This window comes from Paenibacillus silvestris (assembly GCF_009882985.1).
Lineage (GTDB): Bacteria > Bacillota > Bacilli > Paenibacillales > NBRC-103111 > Paenibacillus_E > Paenibacillus_E silvestris.
Genome location: NZ_WTUZ01000035.1, coordinates 1 through 19,423, shown reverse-complemented (window position 1 = coordinate 19,423; position 19,423 = coordinate 1). Strand labels below are relative to the sequence as shown.

General features: G+C 49.4%; 13 protein-coding genes and 1 rRNA gene. 13 read left to right on the top strand and 1 reads right to left on the bottom strand.

What is annotated here, in order from left to right:
- Positions 1 to 26: 26 nt before the first annotated feature.
- On the bottom strand, positions 27 to 3,257 hold the full coding sequence (locus GQF01_RS26985) for an FG-GAP repeat domain-containing protein (RefSeq protein WP_235960535.1): 3,231 nt from the start codon (positions 3,255 to 3,257) through the stop codon (positions 27 to 29).
- A 247-nt stretch (positions 3,258 to 3,504) separates the two neighbouring features.
- Here GQF01_RS26985 and GQF01_RS26980 point away from each other — a divergent pair, with 247 nt between their 5' ends.
- The 13 genes from GQF01_RS26980 to GQF01_RS26920 form a co-directional block, all read left to right on the top strand.
- A complete protein-coding gene (locus GQF01_RS26980; RefSeq protein WP_161410055.1) occupies positions 3,505 to 6,051 on the top strand; it encodes a DUF3656 domain-containing U32 family peptidase in 2,547 nt (848 codons plus the stop codon).
- A gap of 575 nt (positions 6,052 to 6,626) precedes the next feature.
- Positions 6,627 to 7,670, top strand: a complete 1,044-nt coding sequence (locus GQF01_RS26975; protein WP_161410104.1) for an ABC transporter ATP-binding protein — start codon at positions 6,627 to 6,629, stop codon at positions 7,668 to 7,670.
- Complete coding sequence (locus tag GQF01_RS26970) at positions 7,663 to 8,379, top strand: ABC transporter permease subunit (RefSeq protein ID WP_161410054.1); 717 nt, start codon at positions 7,663 to 7,665, stop codon at positions 8,377 to 8,379. The genes GQF01_RS26975 and GQF01_RS26970 overlap by 8 nt, the downstream gene beginning before the upstream one ends.
- Before the next feature lie 5 nt (positions 8,380 to 8,384).
- Positions 8,385 to 9,773, top strand: coding sequence for a GldG family protein (locus GQF01_RS26965; RefSeq protein WP_161410053.1), 1,389 nt, complete (start codon positions 8,385 to 8,387; stop codon positions 9,771 to 9,773).
- Positions 9,770 to 10,702 (top strand): DUF4340 domain-containing protein, encoded by a 933-nt coding sequence (locus tag GQF01_RS26960; RefSeq protein WP_161410052.1) that lies wholly within the window; start codon positions 9,770 to 9,772, stop codon positions 10,700 to 10,702. The genes GQF01_RS26965 and GQF01_RS26960 overlap by 4 nt, the downstream gene beginning before the upstream one ends.
- Before the next feature lie 455 nt (positions 10,703 to 11,157).
- Entirely contained in the window at positions 11,158 to 11,382 is a 225-nt protein-coding gene (locus GQF01_RS26955) for a hypothetical protein (RefSeq protein ID WP_127453252.1), read from the top strand.
- 28 nt (positions 11,383 to 11,410) lie between these two features.
- A complete protein-coding gene (locus GQF01_RS26950) occupies positions 11,411 to 12,142 on the top strand; it encodes a spore coat protein (protein ID WP_161410051.1) in 732 nt (243 codons plus the stop codon).
- A 191-nt stretch (positions 12,143 to 12,333) separates the two neighbouring features.
- Positions 12,334 to 12,798 carry a DUF6130 family protein gene (locus tag GQF01_RS26945; protein WP_145668247.1) on the top strand — a complete coding sequence of 155 codons (465 nt, stop codon included), beginning with the start codon at positions 12,334 to 12,336 and terminating at the stop codon, positions 12,796 to 12,798.
- Between the two features lie 179 nt (positions 12,799 to 12,977).
- Positions 12,978 to 13,679: a heptaprenylglyceryl phosphate synthase gene (gene pcrB, locus GQF01_RS26940; protein WP_161410050.1), complete on the top strand. Its 702-nt coding sequence runs from the start codon at positions 12,978 to 12,980 to the stop codon at positions 13,677 to 13,679.
- A 6-nt stretch (positions 13,680 to 13,685) separates the two neighbouring features.
- Complete coding sequence (pcrA, locus tag GQF01_RS26935; RefSeq protein WP_161410049.1) at positions 13,686 to 16,040, top strand: DNA helicase PcrA; 2,355 nt, start codon at positions 13,686 to 13,688, stop codon at positions 16,038 to 16,040.
- A 50-nt stretch (positions 16,041 to 16,090) separates the two neighbouring features.
- Positions 16,091 to 18,112, top strand: a complete 2,022-nt coding sequence (gene ligA, locus GQF01_RS26930) for an NAD-dependent DNA ligase LigA (protein WP_161410048.1) — start codon at positions 16,091 to 16,093, stop codon at positions 18,110 to 18,112.
- Between the two features lie 28 nt (positions 18,113 to 18,140).
- A complete protein-coding gene (locus tag GQF01_RS26925) occupies positions 18,141 to 19,115 on the top strand; it encodes a DUF1835 domain-containing protein (protein ID WP_161410047.1) in 975 nt (324 codons plus the stop codon).
- A gap of 221 nt (positions 19,116 to 19,336) precedes the next feature.
- A 16S ribosomal RNA gene (locus tag GQF01_RS26920) occupies positions 19,337 to 19,423 on the top strand; the annotation flags it as partial.

Below are 19,423 nucleotides of genomic sequence, written 5' to 3'. Positions count from 1 at the left end.
AAATGTAAAAGTATTTCAGTGCATCGTCACTGAGCTTTGCTCGTGAACGACAGCGTAGTTATATCCCCGTATCGGGTAATGGTGTAGAGATGGTTCGCTGCGTCATACTCGATGTGGGCATCACCAGCGAATTCAAGCTCCGTAGGGCTAAATAACTTCACCTGCTGCAAGCCAGCTGCTTTAAGCTCTAAATAGCGGGTAGTTCCTTGCTCTGTCAGGGAAAAAGGTACGTTAGCACGCACAATGTGCAGCCGTTCTCTGGTCGGCGCAATGCCAATAACGGATGGCTTCGCCAGTCCTACATAGAACCGGTTGTCTATTGTAGTGTAGACATCAGAATCGCTTTGCAGGGAGTACAAGGCTAATTTCTCGCCTTTCTCTACGACAACTCCTAGCGTTCCAGCATACTCTTCAGCCAAGCTAGGTACTGTCTTCACATTCGGTGTCAAAGTGGCATGGAAGTGCGGACTGCCGCCGGCTAAACGATCTTTGAGCCTGTCCCATAAATAGAAGGCCCATGACTGGCTGATCCGAACTTCGCTTTTCATAGCGGTTAAGAAGGATTTGGCCATTTGTTTCTCTGTCATGAAATTATAATCATGCTTCGTGCGAAGCTTGTCAAAATAGTCAGCGAACTGCGTCAACTCGGCGATTTTGGATGGTTCGGGAAAATGGTACTCGATGTGCTCGAAATAATCAATCGGCATATCCAATTTCACCATCGATTCAAACACATCTGTTGTAGCATAGTCACCTGTTCGCAGCACGGGTGTCGGTGTGTGAATCAACATGGTTCGGTCTGTACGGCCTTGCTTATCTTGCAGCAGGAAAGGCAGCGACCAAATCGACTCAGGCCTGGAAATAACAGGTGACTCCGAAGGCAGGAAGCCGAAATTGTACCACATTCCGTCATGTTCCTCACTTAGAAGTGTTTGCTGATGGTTTTCGTTATTCACACGCCAAGTGTGCTGATTCGTGCCGGGATGCAGCCAAGGAATGCCTAACTTGGCGAAGGCTTGCTTATGAAGGGCAAGCTCAGCTTGTTCCTGTTCCGCGCTTTTGAAATTGTGCACAAATATGTGCGGATCTAAATCAAGATAGTTATCACGCGTATATTGGATGAATTCCTTAAGTTCGGCTTGATAAGGAAACTGTGGATCATCAATCGCAACTGGAGATCCAAATTCGATGCCTCCGACAATCAGGTCGTCTTTGCCGTCGTGATTCAGATCCAGCCACAGCGGCACCGAGTTATGCCCGGCAACCAAAGCACGATTGCCGACTTGGTTTAAGGTTGTGCCTTCCAGGGGACCCGTATTCGTCCAAGTGCCAGTGGCGCTTTGCAGATATACTTGCAGGTCCCCGTCGCTGCTGCCGACCACGAGATCGAGTCGGCCATCGCCGTTCATGTCGCGCGCGGTCGGCGCCGCGTACGCCGCGTTGAGGGGCAGCGTGAAGATCACGCTGCCAGCGTCAAGAGCAAGGGCCGCTGCGCTACGGCCCTTGTAGAGCCACACTCGTCCATCGGCTGCGCCTAGGACGAGGTCGAGCTTGCCGTCGCCGTCCATATCGGCGACGTACGGCGCTGCAGGCCCTCCGGGCAGCTGCAGCGCTTTCTCGCCCGCGCGCATGGCCGCGGGCTTCGCGAACCTGCCGCTAGCGAGCTGCGGCAGCTCATACACGGCCCCGGACTCGTCAGATGCGACGAGGTCCGCGCGGCCGTCCCCGTTCACGTCTGCGGCGTGAACGGCACTGTAAGGGCTTAGCTGGAGCGGCACGCCGGACTCCAGCATCAGCTTCGAAGGCGCGCCGAAGGTGTCCGGGTGCGCCAAGCCCTCCGGCGGCGGCTCGCTTGCGTACGCCGCCGGATCGGGCCCTTGATTCGTGTAGACGTACACGAATCCATCCGAGCTGCCGGCCAGCACGTCGGTGCGGCCGTCGCCGTTCAGATCCGCGGCGGCGGGGTACGCGCGGTAAGGCAGTTCAATCGCGCTCGACAGATCGCGATATTGCGGGAACAGCGCCTGGCGCAGCGGCTTGCCGGCTGACATCACGTGCAGGCCGCTCGCGTAGCCTGAGCTGGGCAGCTCGCCGATGAACGCCGGCTGCGCGTTCGTCCCGGTATTGAGCTGCACGGTCAGGCTCTCGCGCCACTGCCCCCAATAGAAGGCGTTGCGCACGAGGGTGAACGAGGGAATCTCGTTATACTTTTTGAGCTCCTCGGACCAAGCGATGCCGTCTTTGTGCTGGATGGCTGGCATCGCCTCAAAGTGATTCTGAAAGGCCATGGCAGGTCTGCCATAAGGACCAAGAACTTTGCGAACACTGTAGCCTAGCGTCTCTTTGGCTACATAGGATAGCAGCTCACTGCGATACTGCATGTTGGCCGCCGCGAAATCAAAGTTAAAGTAAGGATCAATGGGCAAAGCTCTTTTATTGAAGTAAGTCGTCCCCGGCGTTGTCTTGCCCGTGGCTTGATATTTGGCTGCTAATTGAGCGAAGCCCAGATTCAGGTCAGCACCGCTTTGCATGTCATAACCAGTTGGAAAGTAGCGGTTAGGTAAAAAGTTGCTAGAGATCAGCACGCTGCCTTTCCCTATACGGTTCTGCATAGCCAGTGAAACCGGTTTGCCGGACACGTTCATCGCGACAATCGTCTGTCCAGAAGACGGAATGAAGCCATACCCCATATGGAAACCTAGCAGGTCGTCCATCGCGTGATGCTTGAGGTAGCTTTCGCTAAACAGTTGAAAGGTTGTCTGCACGCCTTGCAGATTAATAGAAACCTTAGGATAGCTGAGACTTAGGGAATCTGCGGTCATTTGTGGTGCTCCTAAACTTGCAAGCGAAACTTTCTGCAAGTTAACCAGTTCTGCGGCACCAAGGAAATCGAGCGGCAGGCGGGGAGCAAACCCATTTTCGACTAGCAAATGTCCGCCTTGTTTCACATAGCTTATGAGCTTGGCCGTCTGCTCTGTCCATGTGGCATCTTCAGCCAAGGCAGGGTCCAGATAAATCGCATCGTAAGCTTTCAGCTTTCTAGCAGATAACGCTGCTAGCTTTTGTTTGTCCACGGAAATGCCAGCCTGCAAGCTTTGCGTAAAGTTTCCATAGGCTGCCGTATCATAAGAATCTCCACTAGTTGCATAGAGGAGCTTGGTTTCCTCTATTTTTGGCAAAAATAGAAGTAGGCCCACTACTAATAGGAAACCGAGGGCTAGTCCGATAACAATTTTTAAAATGCGAATTTTCGACAAAACCAAAAGGATCCCTCGATTACTAAAAAGGTCACTATCCTTGACATTATAGCATTCATGGGTAAGTTTGTTAACTTTTAAAGGGTTACCCTGCATGCAGGTAAGGTTTGGGAATTTGCGGAGGCTGTCGGATATTGACCAGGTTTGGAAATGGTTGTGCCCTAGATTCCTACCTATTGTTTCTGTTACACTAAAGAGAAGACTTTGAGGGTTACCTGAGGATCTATTATTGAAAGGATTTGCTGCCATGCGTACGATACGCAGAGAAGATATAGAATTATTGGCCCCGGCGGGGGATTGGGATTGTTTGAGAGCGGCTGTTGCCAATGGGGCGGATGCCGTGTTTTTTGGTGTGGAGAAATTTAATGCTAGAGCGCGCGCGCATAATTTCACGATGGCTGAGCTGCCGGATATTATGTCTTTCCTTCATCTATATGGGGTTAAGGGTTTCCTAACCTTTAATATTCTAGTATTTGAGGAAGAGCTGAGCGAGGCGAAGCAGTTGATTGAAGCTTGTGTCGATGCGGGTGTCGACGCGGTTATTGTACAAGATCTTGGTCTTGTGAAAATGATTCGTGAAATCTCCCCGGATTTCCCGATTCACGGTTCCACGCAGATGACGATTACATCGCCTGAGGCTGTTGAATTTACGAAGCCTTTTGATATTGAACGGGTCGTTTTGGGTCGCGAGAATAATTTGAAACAAATTAAACAAATCGGAGATCAAGCGAAGCTTCCTATGGAAGTGTTCGTGCATGGTGCGCTTTGTGTGTCGTATTCCGGACAGTGTCTGACCTCTGAAATGTGGGGAGGCCGTTCGGCTAACCGCGGGGAGTGCGCGCAGGCATGCCGTTTGCCTTATGATTTGATGATTGATGGCGTACAAAAGCCGATGGGTGACGTGGCGTACCTGCTGTCGCCCAAAGATTTGGCAGCCATTGAAATTGTGCCTGAGTTAATCGAAGCAGGCGTGTGCTCCTTCAAAATTGAAGGGCGTCTGAAAACCCCTGAATACGTGGCTAACGTCGTGAGCAAATACCGCAACGCGATTGATCGTTATTTCGATGGCGAGGATGCTCGTCCGTCGAAAGAGGAAGTTCGCGAGCTGCAACAAAGCTTCTCGCGTGGCTTTACGGTTGGTTTCTTGAACGGAACCAACAATAAACAACTCGTCGACGGTACATTTCCTAAGAGCCGCGGAGTGTTCGTGGGCCGCGTGAAGCAAATTTTGCGCGACGGTGTGGTTTGTGAGCTTGAAGCGCCAATCAAGCGCGGGGATGGCATTGTTTTCGACGCCGGAGATCCGACGAAGAAGGAAGAAGGCGGCCGTATCTACGATTTGCGCCGCAAAGGCGAGAAAATCGAAGGCGAAGCCGAGGGCGGCATTATCGAAATCGTTGCGGGACGCAATGATGTGGACCTCAGCCGCTTGCATGTGGGGGATCGGATCTGGAAGACGAACGATCCGCACTTAGACAAACGTCTGCGCCAGACGTTTGAGACCGATAAGCCTTACCGGACGTTCCCGGTTAGCATCAAGATTACCGGCGCTGCGGGCGAGCCGCTCAAAAGCTGGTGGACGGATGTGCAAGGCGGCCATACCGTCTTCGTACAGTCCGAACTTCCGCTTGTTCAAGCGGAGAAAAGACCGATGGATGAGCAGCTGTTTGCTGATCAATTTGGCCGTCTAGGCGGTACAATCTATGCGCTTAGCGATCTGGATGTTCAGTTGAACGGTGAGCTTATCGTGCCGATGCGCGAGCTTAATGCTATGCGCCGCAGCGCGGTTGAGCTTATGGAAGACGAGCGGCAGAAGCCGCGTGCGTACATGAAGCGTGAGATCGGCGTCTATGACGATGTGCCGCAGCCTACTGCTGAGCAGCGTCAAGCCGCTGAGCAAGCGCCTGCGCTGTCGTTGGCAGATCGCAGCGGTGTGCACCTTACAGCTCTTTGCCGTAACCTGGATCAGGTGAAGGCTGTGCTCGAAAAAGACGATGTTCAAATGATTTATGCTGATTTTGAATTTATTAAGCAGTTCCCTGCCGCGGTTGAAGCCGTGCATGCTGCCGGGCGCAAAATCGCCTTGGCCACGCCGAGAATTCATATGCCTGGGGAAACGGGCTATTTTAACAATATCTTAAAGCTAAACCCTGATGCTGTGCTGATTCGGAATACAGGTGCTGCTTACTTCTTCTTGAAGCATCAGCTAGAGCATCCGAATGGGCCTAAACCGCAGCTAATCGGTGATTTCTCCTTAAATGTAGCTAATCACAAAACAGCTTCTCTATTCTTAGAAGCAGGTTTGTCGAAAGTTACGCCATCTTACGATTTGAATATTCAACAGATGGTCGATTTGCTTCGCCGCGCTGAAACTTCCAAGCTGGAAGTTGTTATTCATCAGCATATGCCGATGTTCCATACGGAACACTGCGTGTACTGTACGTTCTTGAGTGAAGGTACGGACTTCACGAACTGTGGTCGTCCATGTGAAGATCACCATGTTTCCTTGCAGGACCGGGTGGGGATGTCGCATCCTGTACGTGTTGATGAAGGTTGCCGCAACACGGTTTATAATGCCGTGGATCAATCTGGGGCTGAGTATTTGAATCACTTCATGGATCTGGGCATTCGTTCCTTCCGTGTGGAATTCCTTGAAGAGACGCCAGACAAAGTGCATGAGATTCTGAGTTTGTATCGCCGTGCTATTAACGGTGACATCAGTGGGACGCAAGTGTGGCGTTCTCTGAAAGCTACCAACCAATTGGGCGTAACTCGCGGTCAATTGGTGAAATAAGTTTTAGAATCATAGATCATAGACGCTTGTCGTTTATGGTCTATTTTTTATTCCCGCCTGCCTCCCAGTTGTGTTGGGGGGAACTACGGGCGCTATTTTTGCGAAACCCGTTATCTTACGGTAGTTGGGGGAACTATGATCCGCTATTTCCTCCTCCTGGGCTAAAGTACCGCCACTTTCGTAGAAATAAGGACCTGTAGTTCCCCATAATCAACGAAAACCCCGCTTATCGCGAAAATAGCAGACCGCAGTTCCTTGGGTAACCGTAAGCACGCTTAACTTTCGCTAAACAGCGCTGACCAACTCACTCCGCCATGCAGCTCCGGCCTAACGTACTCATTCCGCCATGCAACTCCGCCTTTTGCGCTCACCCCGACGCAGAAGTATTTTATTCTCCGTGTTTAACTTAACTTTTGCTGGTTTAGACTAAAATTAAGGTTTAAAGGGCACAACCCGTTCACAATCTGGACACAATTTTTTAATGTATTTTTCAGATTTGCTTAAGGTTGGTTTATTGTTCCACGGGTATAGTGATGATGGTTAGTATGAACGATAGAACGAATGGGGGATCTTGGATGCTTGAGGTCAAACAAGTCAGCAAGCTGTACGAAAATGATCGCGGCGTACACAACATCGACTTCTCGATGCAGCGCGGCGAAATCGTCGGCTTTTTAGGACCAAATGGTGCTGGCAAAACAACGACAATGCGCATGATCACAGGTTACTTGAATCCGACGCACGGCCAAATCCTGGTGGATGGCCACTCCATGGCGGACAACCCGAAGAAAGCGCGCCGCAAAATCGGCTATTTGCCGGAAACACCGCCGCTTTATCCGGAAATGACCGTGCAGTCGTACCTGCGCTTCATCGCGAACCTTCGCGATGTGCCGGCACGAGAGCAGAAACTGCGCGTCGGCGAAGCGATCGACAAGCTCGGTCTGCAAGGTCGCGAGAAGCAGATCATCCGCTCGCTTTCCAAAGGCTACAAACAGCGCTTGGGACTTGCGCAAGCGATTCTGCACCAACCGGATCTGCTGATTCTGGACGAGCCTACGTCAGGCCTTGATCCGAAGCAGATCATCGAAATCCGCCAGCTGATTCATGAGCTGGGCGAGAACCACACAGTGCTGCTGAGCACGCACATTTTGCCGGAAATTAACGCGATATGTAACCGCGTTCTCATTATTAACCAAGGTCGCGTCGTGCTCGACGAGCGTCCTGAGAATCTCGGCCGCACGATGGGCGAGACATTTGAAGTGTCGCTCGAGGTCAAGGGACCTCGCGAGCGGATATTGACCGAGCTGCGCAGCCTCGATACGGTTGCTGACGTCAAGGAGCTCGATGCTCCGGCTCCTCTTGTAGCAGCATCTGCAGAGCCAGCAGCTGAAGAAGCTCCTGCCGTCGTCAAGGAAGCGGAGTCCGTGAAGCTGCTCGTCACCTCTGCGGATCGCTCCGATATCCGTGAGGATCTGTTCTTCCGCCTAGCTGGCGCAGGGTATCCGATCCTGGAGATGAAGCGGGAAAGCCTCAGCCTAGAGGATATCTTCCTCAAGCTGACAACGGACGAGCCTGCGGAAGCGGACAGCAAATCGGAAGAGGAGGTAGACAACGATGCGTAAAATCTGGGCGATCTGCTCGAAAGAGCTGCAAATGTATTTCTTTTCGCCAGTTGCTTATGTAGCTTTCGCTTTTTATGTGCTGCTGTCTAGCTTCTTTTTCTATATCAATTTCGTAAGCGGTCAGCCGCCGGTCATTGATGCGCGTTCTGTGGTAGGCAACACTTCGTTTGTTTATCTGTTTATTATCCCATTATTGACGATGCGTCTGATCGCGGATGAATTCCGCCAAGGCACGGACGAGCTGCTGCTTACATCGCCTGCAGGCATCGGTCAAATTGTGATAGGCAAATATTTGTCCACTTTTATCGTACAGGTAGGACTTGTGGCGATTTCCTTGATTTATCCGCTCATCATGTCTACCTTCGGCGAAATGGATAAGCCGGTTCTATGGCTGTCCTATCTAAGTATGTTCCTATTAGGCTGCGCAATGATGGCTATCGGATTGTTCGCATCAAGCCTTTCTAACAACCAGATGGTTGCCGGTATTACTGGTTTTGTGATTTTGCTGCTGCTGTGGCTGCTTGATTGGGTGAGCTCCAGCATGACAGGCAAATTGAAAGATTATGTCGGTCAATTCTCATTGACGAGCCATTTGTCGAACCTCCAAAAAGGTGTTCTGCATGGCGGAGACATCCTCTTTTATGTCACATTAACAGCACTATTTCTCGTTCTTAGCATACAAGTCCTTGAAAGAAAGCGTTGGAGGTGAGCGGGATGAACAAGTGGATACGGGGAACGAATGCGACAGTTTTATCCATCGCGGTGATCGGTATTTTCATCATTCTGACCATTTTCCTTCACTCGCTGAAAGGCTTTCAGGTCGATTTGACGAAAAACAAGAGTTTTACGCTATCGGAGCAAACGGTCAACACGCTTAAAAGTTTAAATCAAGACATTCATGTCATTGCTTTTACAAATAGTGGTGACAACAATGAGTTCGTGACGCGTCAGGTTACGGATATGGTTCAGGAGTACAAAAAGCAAAGCAGCAAAATTACGTATGATGAATACGATATGCTGAAACAGCCGTCTATGGCTAAGCAATATGGTGTCGACCAGGGCGGTACGCTCATTTTTGAAATGGGCAGCAAGAAACAGAACGTGAATTTCTACGAATTGTTCGTGGGTCAGCAGGACGGATCCTACACGTTTTCAGGGGAAGAGAAGTTCACACAAGCTATTACGAGCTTAACATCTACGGAGAAGCACACGGTGTACATGCTTTCCGGTCATCAAGAGTATCCGCTGAATGCGATGACGATTCTGAAAAGCAGTCTGGAAGCCGCAAATTACACAGTGAAGGATCTCAATCTGTATGTTGAGGGTAAAATCCCTGACGATGCGCAGATGCTCATGCTGCTTGGTCCGCAAAATGATTTGAACGACAAAGAAGCTGAACTGATTAAGACCTATTTGAAGGATAAAGGTAAAATCTACATGGCGCTGGGCTTTGATAAGGATATGGCGACCAAGTGGAAAAATATTGATGCCATCATGAAAACGTATGGTATCCAGGATCAACACGCGATAGCGATTGAACCTAAACAAACGTCGCTGTATGATCCGTTAACGATCATTCCGGACTACGGCCCTCACGACATTACGAATAAGCTTTCCAGCAATAATCTCGTTACCATGCTGTCGCTGGCGGTTAGTTTGAATGCAGATGAGAGTGCGCCGGATTACACGCAGTCACTGCTTTTGAAGACGACTGACAAAGCTTACGGTGAAACCGACATTAATCTGCTTGCACAGTCCAAAACCAAACAGGATGCGACGGATGTCAAAGGTCCGCTGAATTTAGGGTATGCCATTTCAAATAAAGATAACAAGCCTAAGGCTGTTATTTTGGGTGGTTCGACGTTCGTGCTGGATCAAGATATTCAGAACCAAGGAAACAAAGATTTCGCGATGAACAGCATCGGCTGGCTGCAGGAACAGAAGGATCAAATTACGATTCGTCCGCGTCAAGGAGATGCGTTCCAACAAGCGATGATTACGCCTAGCCAGGCGAATACCATTTTCTTAGTCACAATCGTGTTCTTACCGCTCTTGTTCTTGGTCATCGGCGGCTTGATCTGGTGGAGGAGGAGAAGAGGATGAAACGGTTTATTCCTACGATTCTGTTAGTGGTTATTTGTATCGGCGGTTTCTGGTACGCTTCGAGCAAAAACTTCTTTCAAGAGAAACAAGAAGAACCGAAGACCCTTCTCACGCTAAAACAAGAAGATGTGCAGGTGCTTACGGTGAAAACCGAAGAGCAGCAGATTGATCTGAACCGCACGGACAGTGGCTGGGAGATGAAAAAGCCGGCTGCGGCGCCGATGAATACGAATCAGGTGGATTCGTGGTTGGATGCCATCGGTCTAGTTACTTCCACCAAAGTTGTGGAAGAGCAAGCAAGCAATTTAGCCAATTACGGCTTAGATAAGCCAGTTGGCACTTATGAAGTCACGATGAAAGATGGCTCCAAGAAGGGATTGCTAGTCGGAACCGCTCTCCCAATCGAAGGTTTCTCCTACGTTCAGGTAGAAGGTTCTTCGGCAGTGTACCAAGTCAGTGATCAAACATTATCTTCGCTGAACAAGGCTCCGGTCGATTTTGCCGAAACAAGCCCGTTCAAAATCGAGAATGACAAGGTTCAGTCGGTGAAGGTTACGTGGAAAGGTCAGAGCTGGACACTTGCCAAAACGGACAAGGACAAAGTTGCTGCTGAGGCGAACTGGAAGCTTGGTGATAAGGAGCTGAAAGGTGCGGATGCTAGCCCTTTGCTGGATGAGCTGGTCTTCCTGCACAGCACGGAGCTGCCGCAGCCTCTCGCTCAGAAGCCTACGGCTGGCGGAGAGCTTAAAGTTGAGCTTGGTTTGTCCGTAGAAGGTAAAGACGTTGCCGAGGTTTATGAAGGTAAGGTAAGTGAGGGCCAAGTCTGGCTCGCTAAGCAAGGTGGGACATGGTCCTACCAGCTTGCAATGGAAGATATACAGAAATTAGCGGATGCGTATGCTGGTAAGCCGGCGCAGCCTGCGTCATAGAAAAAAGCCCTTGACAGCCCCGGCTGTGCGGGGGCTTTTTTTATTGGATGAAATCCAACGCAAAGGCTGTTTTGGCGGTATCAAGTTTGCCTTCATTGGACGAATTCCAACGGGATAGACGAATTGGGGCCTTAAAGCATTAAATTTACTGGGGTTTATTGGAATCCATCCAATGAAAAGTAGAATTATTGCTTTTTAAAGGTGTTTTCATTGGAATTCATCCAATGCCACCATCCCATATTTGGAGTGAATGCTCCTCGCTCATTGGATTTCATCAGTAAATGGGTCCCGCACCCATCGGCGGCTCTGGTCTTCAGCTTCACAGTTGTGCACCCGCATCTATCCCGGAGTTCTCCATCATTTACGTAAGAGACAGGTTTTTTTTACCAAATGACATAAATCGGCAAATTTTGGGAAACCTACAAAGAAGGAATGGAAAGGAGGGTAACATTCACATGTACAACAATCAAGGGAACCAAACCATTACCGGCAAGGAGCTCTCGTACCTTTCGGATACGCTGAAGAACGAAGATTTGCTAGCAAAGCTGTGCGTACACGCTTCTGTAGGCAGCCAAAGTCCATCATTGAAGCAAACCATGTCCCAGCTTTCCCAGGAACGGCTCCAAAGCGTCAGCATCCTCATCAACACGCTGCAGCAGCAATCAGGCTTGACCCACTAACACGTACATAGAGGAGGTGCAAGAAGCAATGTATCAACAAAATCCTTACCAACAGCAACAACAACAGCAGCAACATCAGGTGCTTTTGCAAGAGCAGGATCTTGCAAATTTAGTTCTATCCGAGCTGAAACGCAGTGCAGGCGAGTATACAACCGCAATAACAGAGGCTGTTAATCCTCAAATTAAACAAGCATTTCAAACCTTACTGTTAAAGACACTTCAATGTCATGCGACGTTATTTCAAGAAATCCAAAAACTCGGCTACTACGAGGTTCAGCCTGCAGAGCAGCAGCAAATCCAACAGGAGCTGCAGAAACAAAGCCAAACCGCTGCGCAGTTGCAGTCCTTCGTGCAGCAAAATTTGAGTCATGCACCGTCAATGAGCTACCAACAGCAGGAGCCGATGGGGACTTCGCCACAGCTGCAACAGCAGCAATACTCCCAAAATCAGCACCAGCAGGCGCAAAGCCAGCAACAGCACAACCCAATCGCGGGCTTGCATCAGTCAGCCATTCAACCGATGATCAATACGTCCCAATATCCGAATGCTGTGCATAATAACCAAGGGCAAGGCTACGGCCAAACGAGCTATGGATACTCCCAAAGTTATGGGGCAACATCCGCTTACGGAGCATCAGACAATGCTGGTACGACGGCCAAATCGGCCAATCCAAGCATCGCTTCCCGCCAATCCTCGAGTGTGACAGGCGAGAACTCCTATGCGAACAAACAGCACGAGGGCAGCAAATATAGCTTTTAATCAACTCCCTCATCTTAAAAGACAAATGACGTCCGCAGCGCTCAGCTTAGGGCGTCTTCGTTTTTTCTGCATTGAAATTATTTTTAATTAAATTTGTCCCACTTTTCTCATAATCCTGGTATGGAACCAGCTTGTCACACATATATAAGGAACAAGGATGTCCAAACTTATGGGAAAAGGGAGTAGAGCTGATGAAAAAAACATGGATTTACGGCGCAGCGACTTTAATGTTACTTGGAGCAGTTACAACTGCATGTGGTTCTAAAGAGGAAGTCATTAGTTCAACTGGAGCAGGCCCCAAGGTAGCGACAACGGTGGCAGGCAGCCAAGCAGAAAGCAGTGTGAAAACAGTGGCTTCAGGTGCTAAACCAGCCATTGATGCACAAGTTTCCAAAGTGGATGGCAGGAATGTAACGATTACGTACGAGACAACAAATTTCCAACTATCAGCCGATAGTATGGATAAAGCGAATGTGCAGGGGCAAGGACATCTGCATCTGTATGTGGATGGGAAGCAAAAGGCGATGATCGGCAAAACAGGTCCGTTAACGCTGAATAATTTAGCAGCTGGTAAACACGAGATCCGCCTCGAACTTCAGCAAAATGACCACAAAGACCTCAATGTCGAGAAAATTCTTAATATTGAAGTAAAATAGTAAGAACATTTGTGCGCATTTTGGCGGAAAACTAACTCGGGTGAAGATCGGAACACGCTGCAAGCATATTCTTAGAAAAGACGGGCAAATAGCCCGTCTTTTGTCATTTGACACACCCGAATGCGTAGCATAGACTGTTGATAGTATGGCAGTATTGCGGCCTAATCGGAGGGAAACAATTGATCGTCGATATACGGAAGTGGAAACATGTTTTTAAGCTGGACCCTGATCGCGACATATCGGACGAGGCGCTTGATCTTATTTGTCAGTCGGGAACAGATGCGATTATGGTTGGAGGTTCAACGGGCGTAACGTTTGATAATACCGTAGACCTCATGGCCCGGATTCGGCAGTATGAATTGCCTTGTGTCCTTGAAATTTCTAGCCAAGAGGCTATCGTCCCTGGGTTCGATCTCTTTTTCATTCCTGTGGTGCTTAATGCGGAAGATCCGAATTGGATCGTCGGGCAGCATCATGAGGCATTGAAGGAGTATGGATCTCTGCTGAATTGGGATGAAATTATAGCCGAAGGTTATGTGATTCTCAACAGCGAGGCTGCGGCGGCGAAGCTGACGAAAGCTCGTGCGAACTTGGATGCCAAGGATGTTGCGGCTTACGCACGCATGGCGGACAAGTTATTTCATATGCCAATTGTATATTTGGAATACAGTGGTGTGTTCGGCGATATGGAGCTGGTGCGGAGGACGCGGCAAGTTCTGGAGAATGCCCGTTTATTTTATGGGGGCGGCATCGACAGTTTGGCCAAAGCGCAGCAAGCAGCGGAAGTTGCCGATACCATTGTCGTAGGCAACATCATCTATAGTGATCTGGAGCAGGCGCTTCAGACCGTGAACGTGAATTTTGATAGAACAGGAAGGTAACTTTAAATGAACGAGACAGTCAATATCTTGGATGCGATTAAAAGGTTGAATCCCCAGCAGCGCAAAGCGGTCGAAGCGGTTGACGGTCCACTTTTAATTATGGCTGGAGCGGGAAGTGGGAAGACGCGCGTACTCACGCATCGGATTGCTTATCTGATCGGCACGCGCAGAGCTGCGCCATGGAGCATTCTAGCGTTAACATTTACGAATAAGGCGGCGCGCGAGATGCAGGAGCGTGTTGGCAAGCTAGTCGGCGGAAGCGGGAACGATATTTGGGTTTCTACGTTTCACTCCATGTGTGTGCGTATGCTGCGCAGAGATATTACGCGAATCGGTTTTACCTCGAATTTTACGATTCTGGATTCAGGCGATCAACTCTCTGTGATTAAAACCTGCTGCAAGGAACTCAACATCGATACGAAGAAGTTTGAGCCCAAGACGTTTCAAGCGGCAATCTCTACAGCCAAGAATGAACTTATTTCTCCTAAACAATTTGAAGATAAAATAGGCGACTACTTCGACGGACTGACCTCAAAAATCTATACGCTCTACCAAAAAAAGCTGAGAAGCAACAACTCCCTGGATTTCGATGACCTGATTATGGCAACCATTCATTTGTTTAACGAAGTACCAGAAGTTCTGGATTACTACCAAAACAAATTCCAATATATCCACGTTGATGAGTATCAAGATACGAATAGAGCGCAGTATATGCTGTGCCAAATGATTGCTGCGAAACATAAACGCATTTGTGTTGTAGGGGACAGCGATCAGTCCATCTACCGTTGGCGCGGTGCCGATATTACGAATATCCTTAATTTTGAACAGGATTACCCAGATGCTACTTCCATTCTATTAGAGCAGAATTATCGCTCCACCTCGAATATTTTGACGGCGGCGAATAAAGTGATTGCCAATAACACAGGCCGCAAACCCAAGAATCTGTGGACAGATAAAGAGGGCGGCACAGGCATTAAGCTATTTCAGGCTGACACGGAGCATGAAGAAGGCTATTTCATTACAAGTGAAATCAACAAAAACAAGTCCAAGGGTAAAAAGTTTGCCGATCATGCAATTCTCTATCGAACGAATGCCCAATCACGGGTAATAGAGGAGATTCTCATTAAATCCGACATTTCGTATACGATTGTTGGCGGCGTGAAGTTCTACGATCGTAAAGAGATCAAGGATATTTTGGCTTACCTGCGGCTCATTTCCAATCCCAACGATGATATTAGCTTGAATCGGGTCGTTAACGTTCCGAAGCGGGGCATCGGTGGTACTACGATGGACAAAGTCGCAGACATGGCCGGACGCCGCGGTATTTCATTATTTGCCATGCTGGAAGAAATTGATGTTCTGGAGATTAATTCAAAGGCGAAGCATGCGTTGGCTGATTTCCGTGAAATGATCGATAATCTGAACCGGATGGTCGAATACTTATCCGTGACGGAACTTACCGAGAAAGTGCTGGAATTATCCCAGTACCGCATGGAGATGCAGCGAGAGAATACGATTGAATCCAAAGCTCGTCTCGAAAATATTGAAGAGTTCCTGTCTGTGACGATGGACTTTGAGAAACGCAACGAGGACAAGTCCCTCATCTCATTCCTGACCGATTTGGCGCTTATCGCCGATATCGATACCTTGGATAAAGACCAACCAGAGGAAGAACAAGACGCTGTCGTATTAATGACGATGCACAGCGCCAAAGGTCTGGAGTTCCCGGTAGTTTTCATCATCGGGATGGAAGAAGGCGTCTTCCCGCACAGCCGTGCTTTTGCGGACAACGAAGAGCTCGAAGAGGAGCGCCGTTTGGCCTATGTCGGCATCACGCGCGCCGAAGAAGAGCTGTTCCTCACGTGCGCGCGCATGCGCACGCTCTTTGGCCGCACCGCCGCTAACGCGCCATCGCGATTCCTTCAGGAGATTCCGCCGGAACTCCTGGAGAAAGTCTCGATGGGAGGTTCCATCGGCGGAGGCTTCTCACGAGGTGGCCGCGCCTCCTCGTGGGGCAGCAGCGGAGGCAGCAGCGCCGCCGCCTCCTCATCGAGCCGTGGTTCCACCGGCTCGTCTACCTGGGGCACGCCGTCCTCGTTCGGACGGCCAAGTGCCGGCGCGGCTGCGCCGAGCCCTGCAGCGGCTGCGAAGCCGCCTGCATTCCGGGCCCCGCAGCCTGCCGCAGGCGGCGCGGTGCCGGACTACAAGGCCAGCGACAAAGTGTCGCATGGCAAGTGGGGCGTCGGCACCGTTGTTTCCGTGAAAGGCTCGGGTGATGATACCGAGCTGCAAATTGCTTTTCCGGCGCCTAATGGTTTGAAGCGCCTGTTGGCGAAATTCGCCCCTATTACGAAGTTGTAGGGCCCGGCTAGAAGGATTACCTATCTCCCATTAGAGAGGAAGAGCCCGTAATGACAGATGCCATCGCGGCAATGAAAACCCTCATTCAAGAAATAAACAAACACAATCATAATTACTATACGCTTGATCAACCGACGATTTCGGATGCCGAATGGGACGCTTTATATGATAGATTAGCATCGCTGGAGAAGGAGACAGGGACTATCCTGCCATCTTCCCCGACCCAGCGTGTGGGCGCTGATATTCTGAAGGGTTTTGAGCCTCACCGCCATTTAGCCCGTCTTTGGAGCTTGGACAAAGCGCAGAATGCTGATGATCTACAAACCTGGCATACACGCGTACTTAAACTGATTGCCGACTATAACAGCAAGAACCCTGAAACCCCTCTGCCTGACCCGACTTATGTTGTGGAATTAAAGTTTGATGGACTTACTCTCAACCTTACCTATGAAGCGGGACAGCTTAAACAAGCTTCCACACGTGGGAATGGTACCGTAGGAGAAGGGATTTTAGCGCAGATCAAGACCATTAAATCCATCCCGCTCGAAATTCCCTATGATCAAGGGACGATTGAAGTGCAAGGTGAAGGCATGATGTTCCTGTCTGTCCTTGAAGCGTACAACCAGACTGCCGCAGAGCCGCTCAAAAACGCTCGCAATGCAGCCGCCGGAGCGCTGCGAAACTTGAATCCAAAAACAACCGCAGAGCGTAAGTTGAACGCTTTTTTCTATAACGTAGGCTATTCGGACAATATTCAATTTGCAAACCACGCGGATATGGTTCAGTTTCTAAGGGACAACCATTTCAAAATCAGCAACCGTACACGGTATTTTAATACAATTGAAGAAGTAAGCGCAGAGCTGGAGCGGATCGCGGAAGAGCGTTTAGGCTTTGATTTCCTCATCGATGGTAGCGTTGTGAAGCTAACGGACATGCGCACACGGGAAGTGCTTGGCTATACGGAGAAGTTCCCTCGTTGGGCTATCGCGTACAAGTTCGAAGCGGAAGAAGCGACAACGATCCTGCAAAGCGTATCCTGGGAAGTGGGCAGGACCGGCAAAATCACGCCGTTAGCCCGCGTAGAAGCCGTAGATCTCGCTGGCGTTACCGTACAGAACTGTACGTTGAACAATGTCGGCGACATCGAACGTAAGAACCTCAAGCACGCCTTGGGCAGCCTCGTCTACATTCGTCGCTCCAATGACGTCATTCCCGAAATTCTCGGCAAAGTGACCGAGGAGAATGACGGCGAGGAAATCGTCGCTCCGACGCATTGCCCTTCCTGCGGCAGTGAGCTGGAGATGCGCGGTGCGCATCTATTCTGCTTGAACCGGCTTGGCTGTAGTCCGCAGCTTGTTGGACGTATGTCGCATTTTGCTTCGCGCGATGCTATGGACATAGAGTTCTTCAGCGAGATGACGGCTTCGCAGTTGCATCAAGAGCTTGGCGTCAATGATCCTGCGGATCTCTATTCGCTGCAGTTTGACGATCTGGTGAAGCTTGACCGCTTCGGTGAGAAGAAGGTCAATAACCTGCTGGGCGCTCTGGAGAAAAGCAAATCCCGCGACCTCGCGTCGTTCCTATATGCATTAGGCATTCCCAACTCCGGCAAAACGACAACGAAAGTACTGGCCGATCATTACCGCAGCCTGCCCAAAATTATGGCGGCCACGCCGGAGGAGCTCATCACGCTCCCTGATGTAGGCGGCATTGTCGCTGAAAGCATTTATTCGTTCTTCCGTGACCCTGTGATGGTATCCAGTATTGAGCGTATGCTTGCTGCAGGCGTCAATCCGATTGCGGAAGAGCCTGCTGTTGTGCTGGCTAGCCCGGATAGCCCGTTTTTTGGCAAAACGGTTGTTCTTACGGGTACGCTTTCTACTATGGGGCGTGATGAATGCGCCAAGAAGCTTGAAGCGCTTGGAGCCAAAATTACCGGCAGCGTTTCTAAGAAAACGGATATCGTTATTGCAGGCGAGAGTGCTGGCAGCAAGTTAACCAAGGCTCTGGAGCTAGGCATTCGAATTATTGATGATGAGCAGGAGCTTTTGCAGCTTTTGGGTGAAGGTTAATTTAAATTTTTGAAAAGAGGGTTGCGCCATGACAGGTAAGCTGCATATTGTGAACGGTGACGCTTTTGGAGATAAACTGCGTAAGTCGAGCATTGATGGCGAAATACTGGTGTGGCGCGAGTCTCTATATGAAGGACCTATTGGCATGCGCATGTCGGATAGTCTCCTTTTACCTATTAGGGCTTCCTATATGTTTCAAAAGCATGGAATCCCGGAAGATATGTTTACGTCCACAACGCTTCATCAAGAAAAGCAATTAGAGGTGCTCTCAGGTGAGGCTAATGAAATTGTCCTGTGGTTTGATCAGGATCTTTTTGACCAATTAATGCTCTGTTACTTATTATCACGTCTATCTGCTCTGCATAATGGAGCAATTCGATTATTACTTATCCAGTATGATCAAAGGGTTGAACATCCAATTGCGCAACTTCTTAGTAGGGTGTCGCCTGTTACAGAGGGTCAGCTTAATATTGCTGCTAAGGTATGGAGTGCCTATTCGGCCTCTGAACCGCTTTCATTGGTTGCTTTAATGGAGGAGGACTTGTCGGAACTATCTTTTCTTAAAAGGGCGTTAGAGGCTAATTTAGGGCGTTATCCCTCTATGCATAATGGTTTGAGTGGCCTAGAGCAGCTCATTCTTGAGGAAATTGATCGTAGTGAGGTTTCTCTATACTCGTTATTCCAACAAGTAAGCGAGAAAACCAGCGACTACGGTTTAGGCGATTTGCAGTTCTGGGGTATGCTAGAACAACTCCGATTATGTGATCATCCGTTACTCTCTCTTTCAGGGGGAGACAGACTTCCCACATATGGCGAGGCGATGCCCGCTCAGTTTGAGAATTGGCGAGTAAGATTAACAGATACGGGTAGACTAGTTCTCACGGGTAAAGTAGATCACATTTCTTTGAATGGTATGAATGATTGGGTTGGCGGTGTCCATTTGCTTGGGAGAGAGCATATCTGGCGCCTGGACGCAGTAGAATCAAGGGTTCTGAAGCTGTAAGATAATGTATATAAAAAGATGCTTGCAATTGGTTTTGAAACCTGATAATATATGTTCTTGTCACCGCAAGAGCGACACATTAACGCTTTAAACGGTAACGCAATAAAGCTCTTTGAAAACTGAACAAATAGATGAAGTAAATCAGCAAATTAGTCGCGTAAGCGACATAATGAGATTGCAAAATCTCGCTAGCAAGTCAATGAGTACAATTAAGCTTTTCTACTATGGAGAGTTTGATCCTGGCTCAGGACGAACGCTGGCGGCGTGCCTAATACATGCAAGTCGAGCGGAGCACTTCGGTGCTTAGC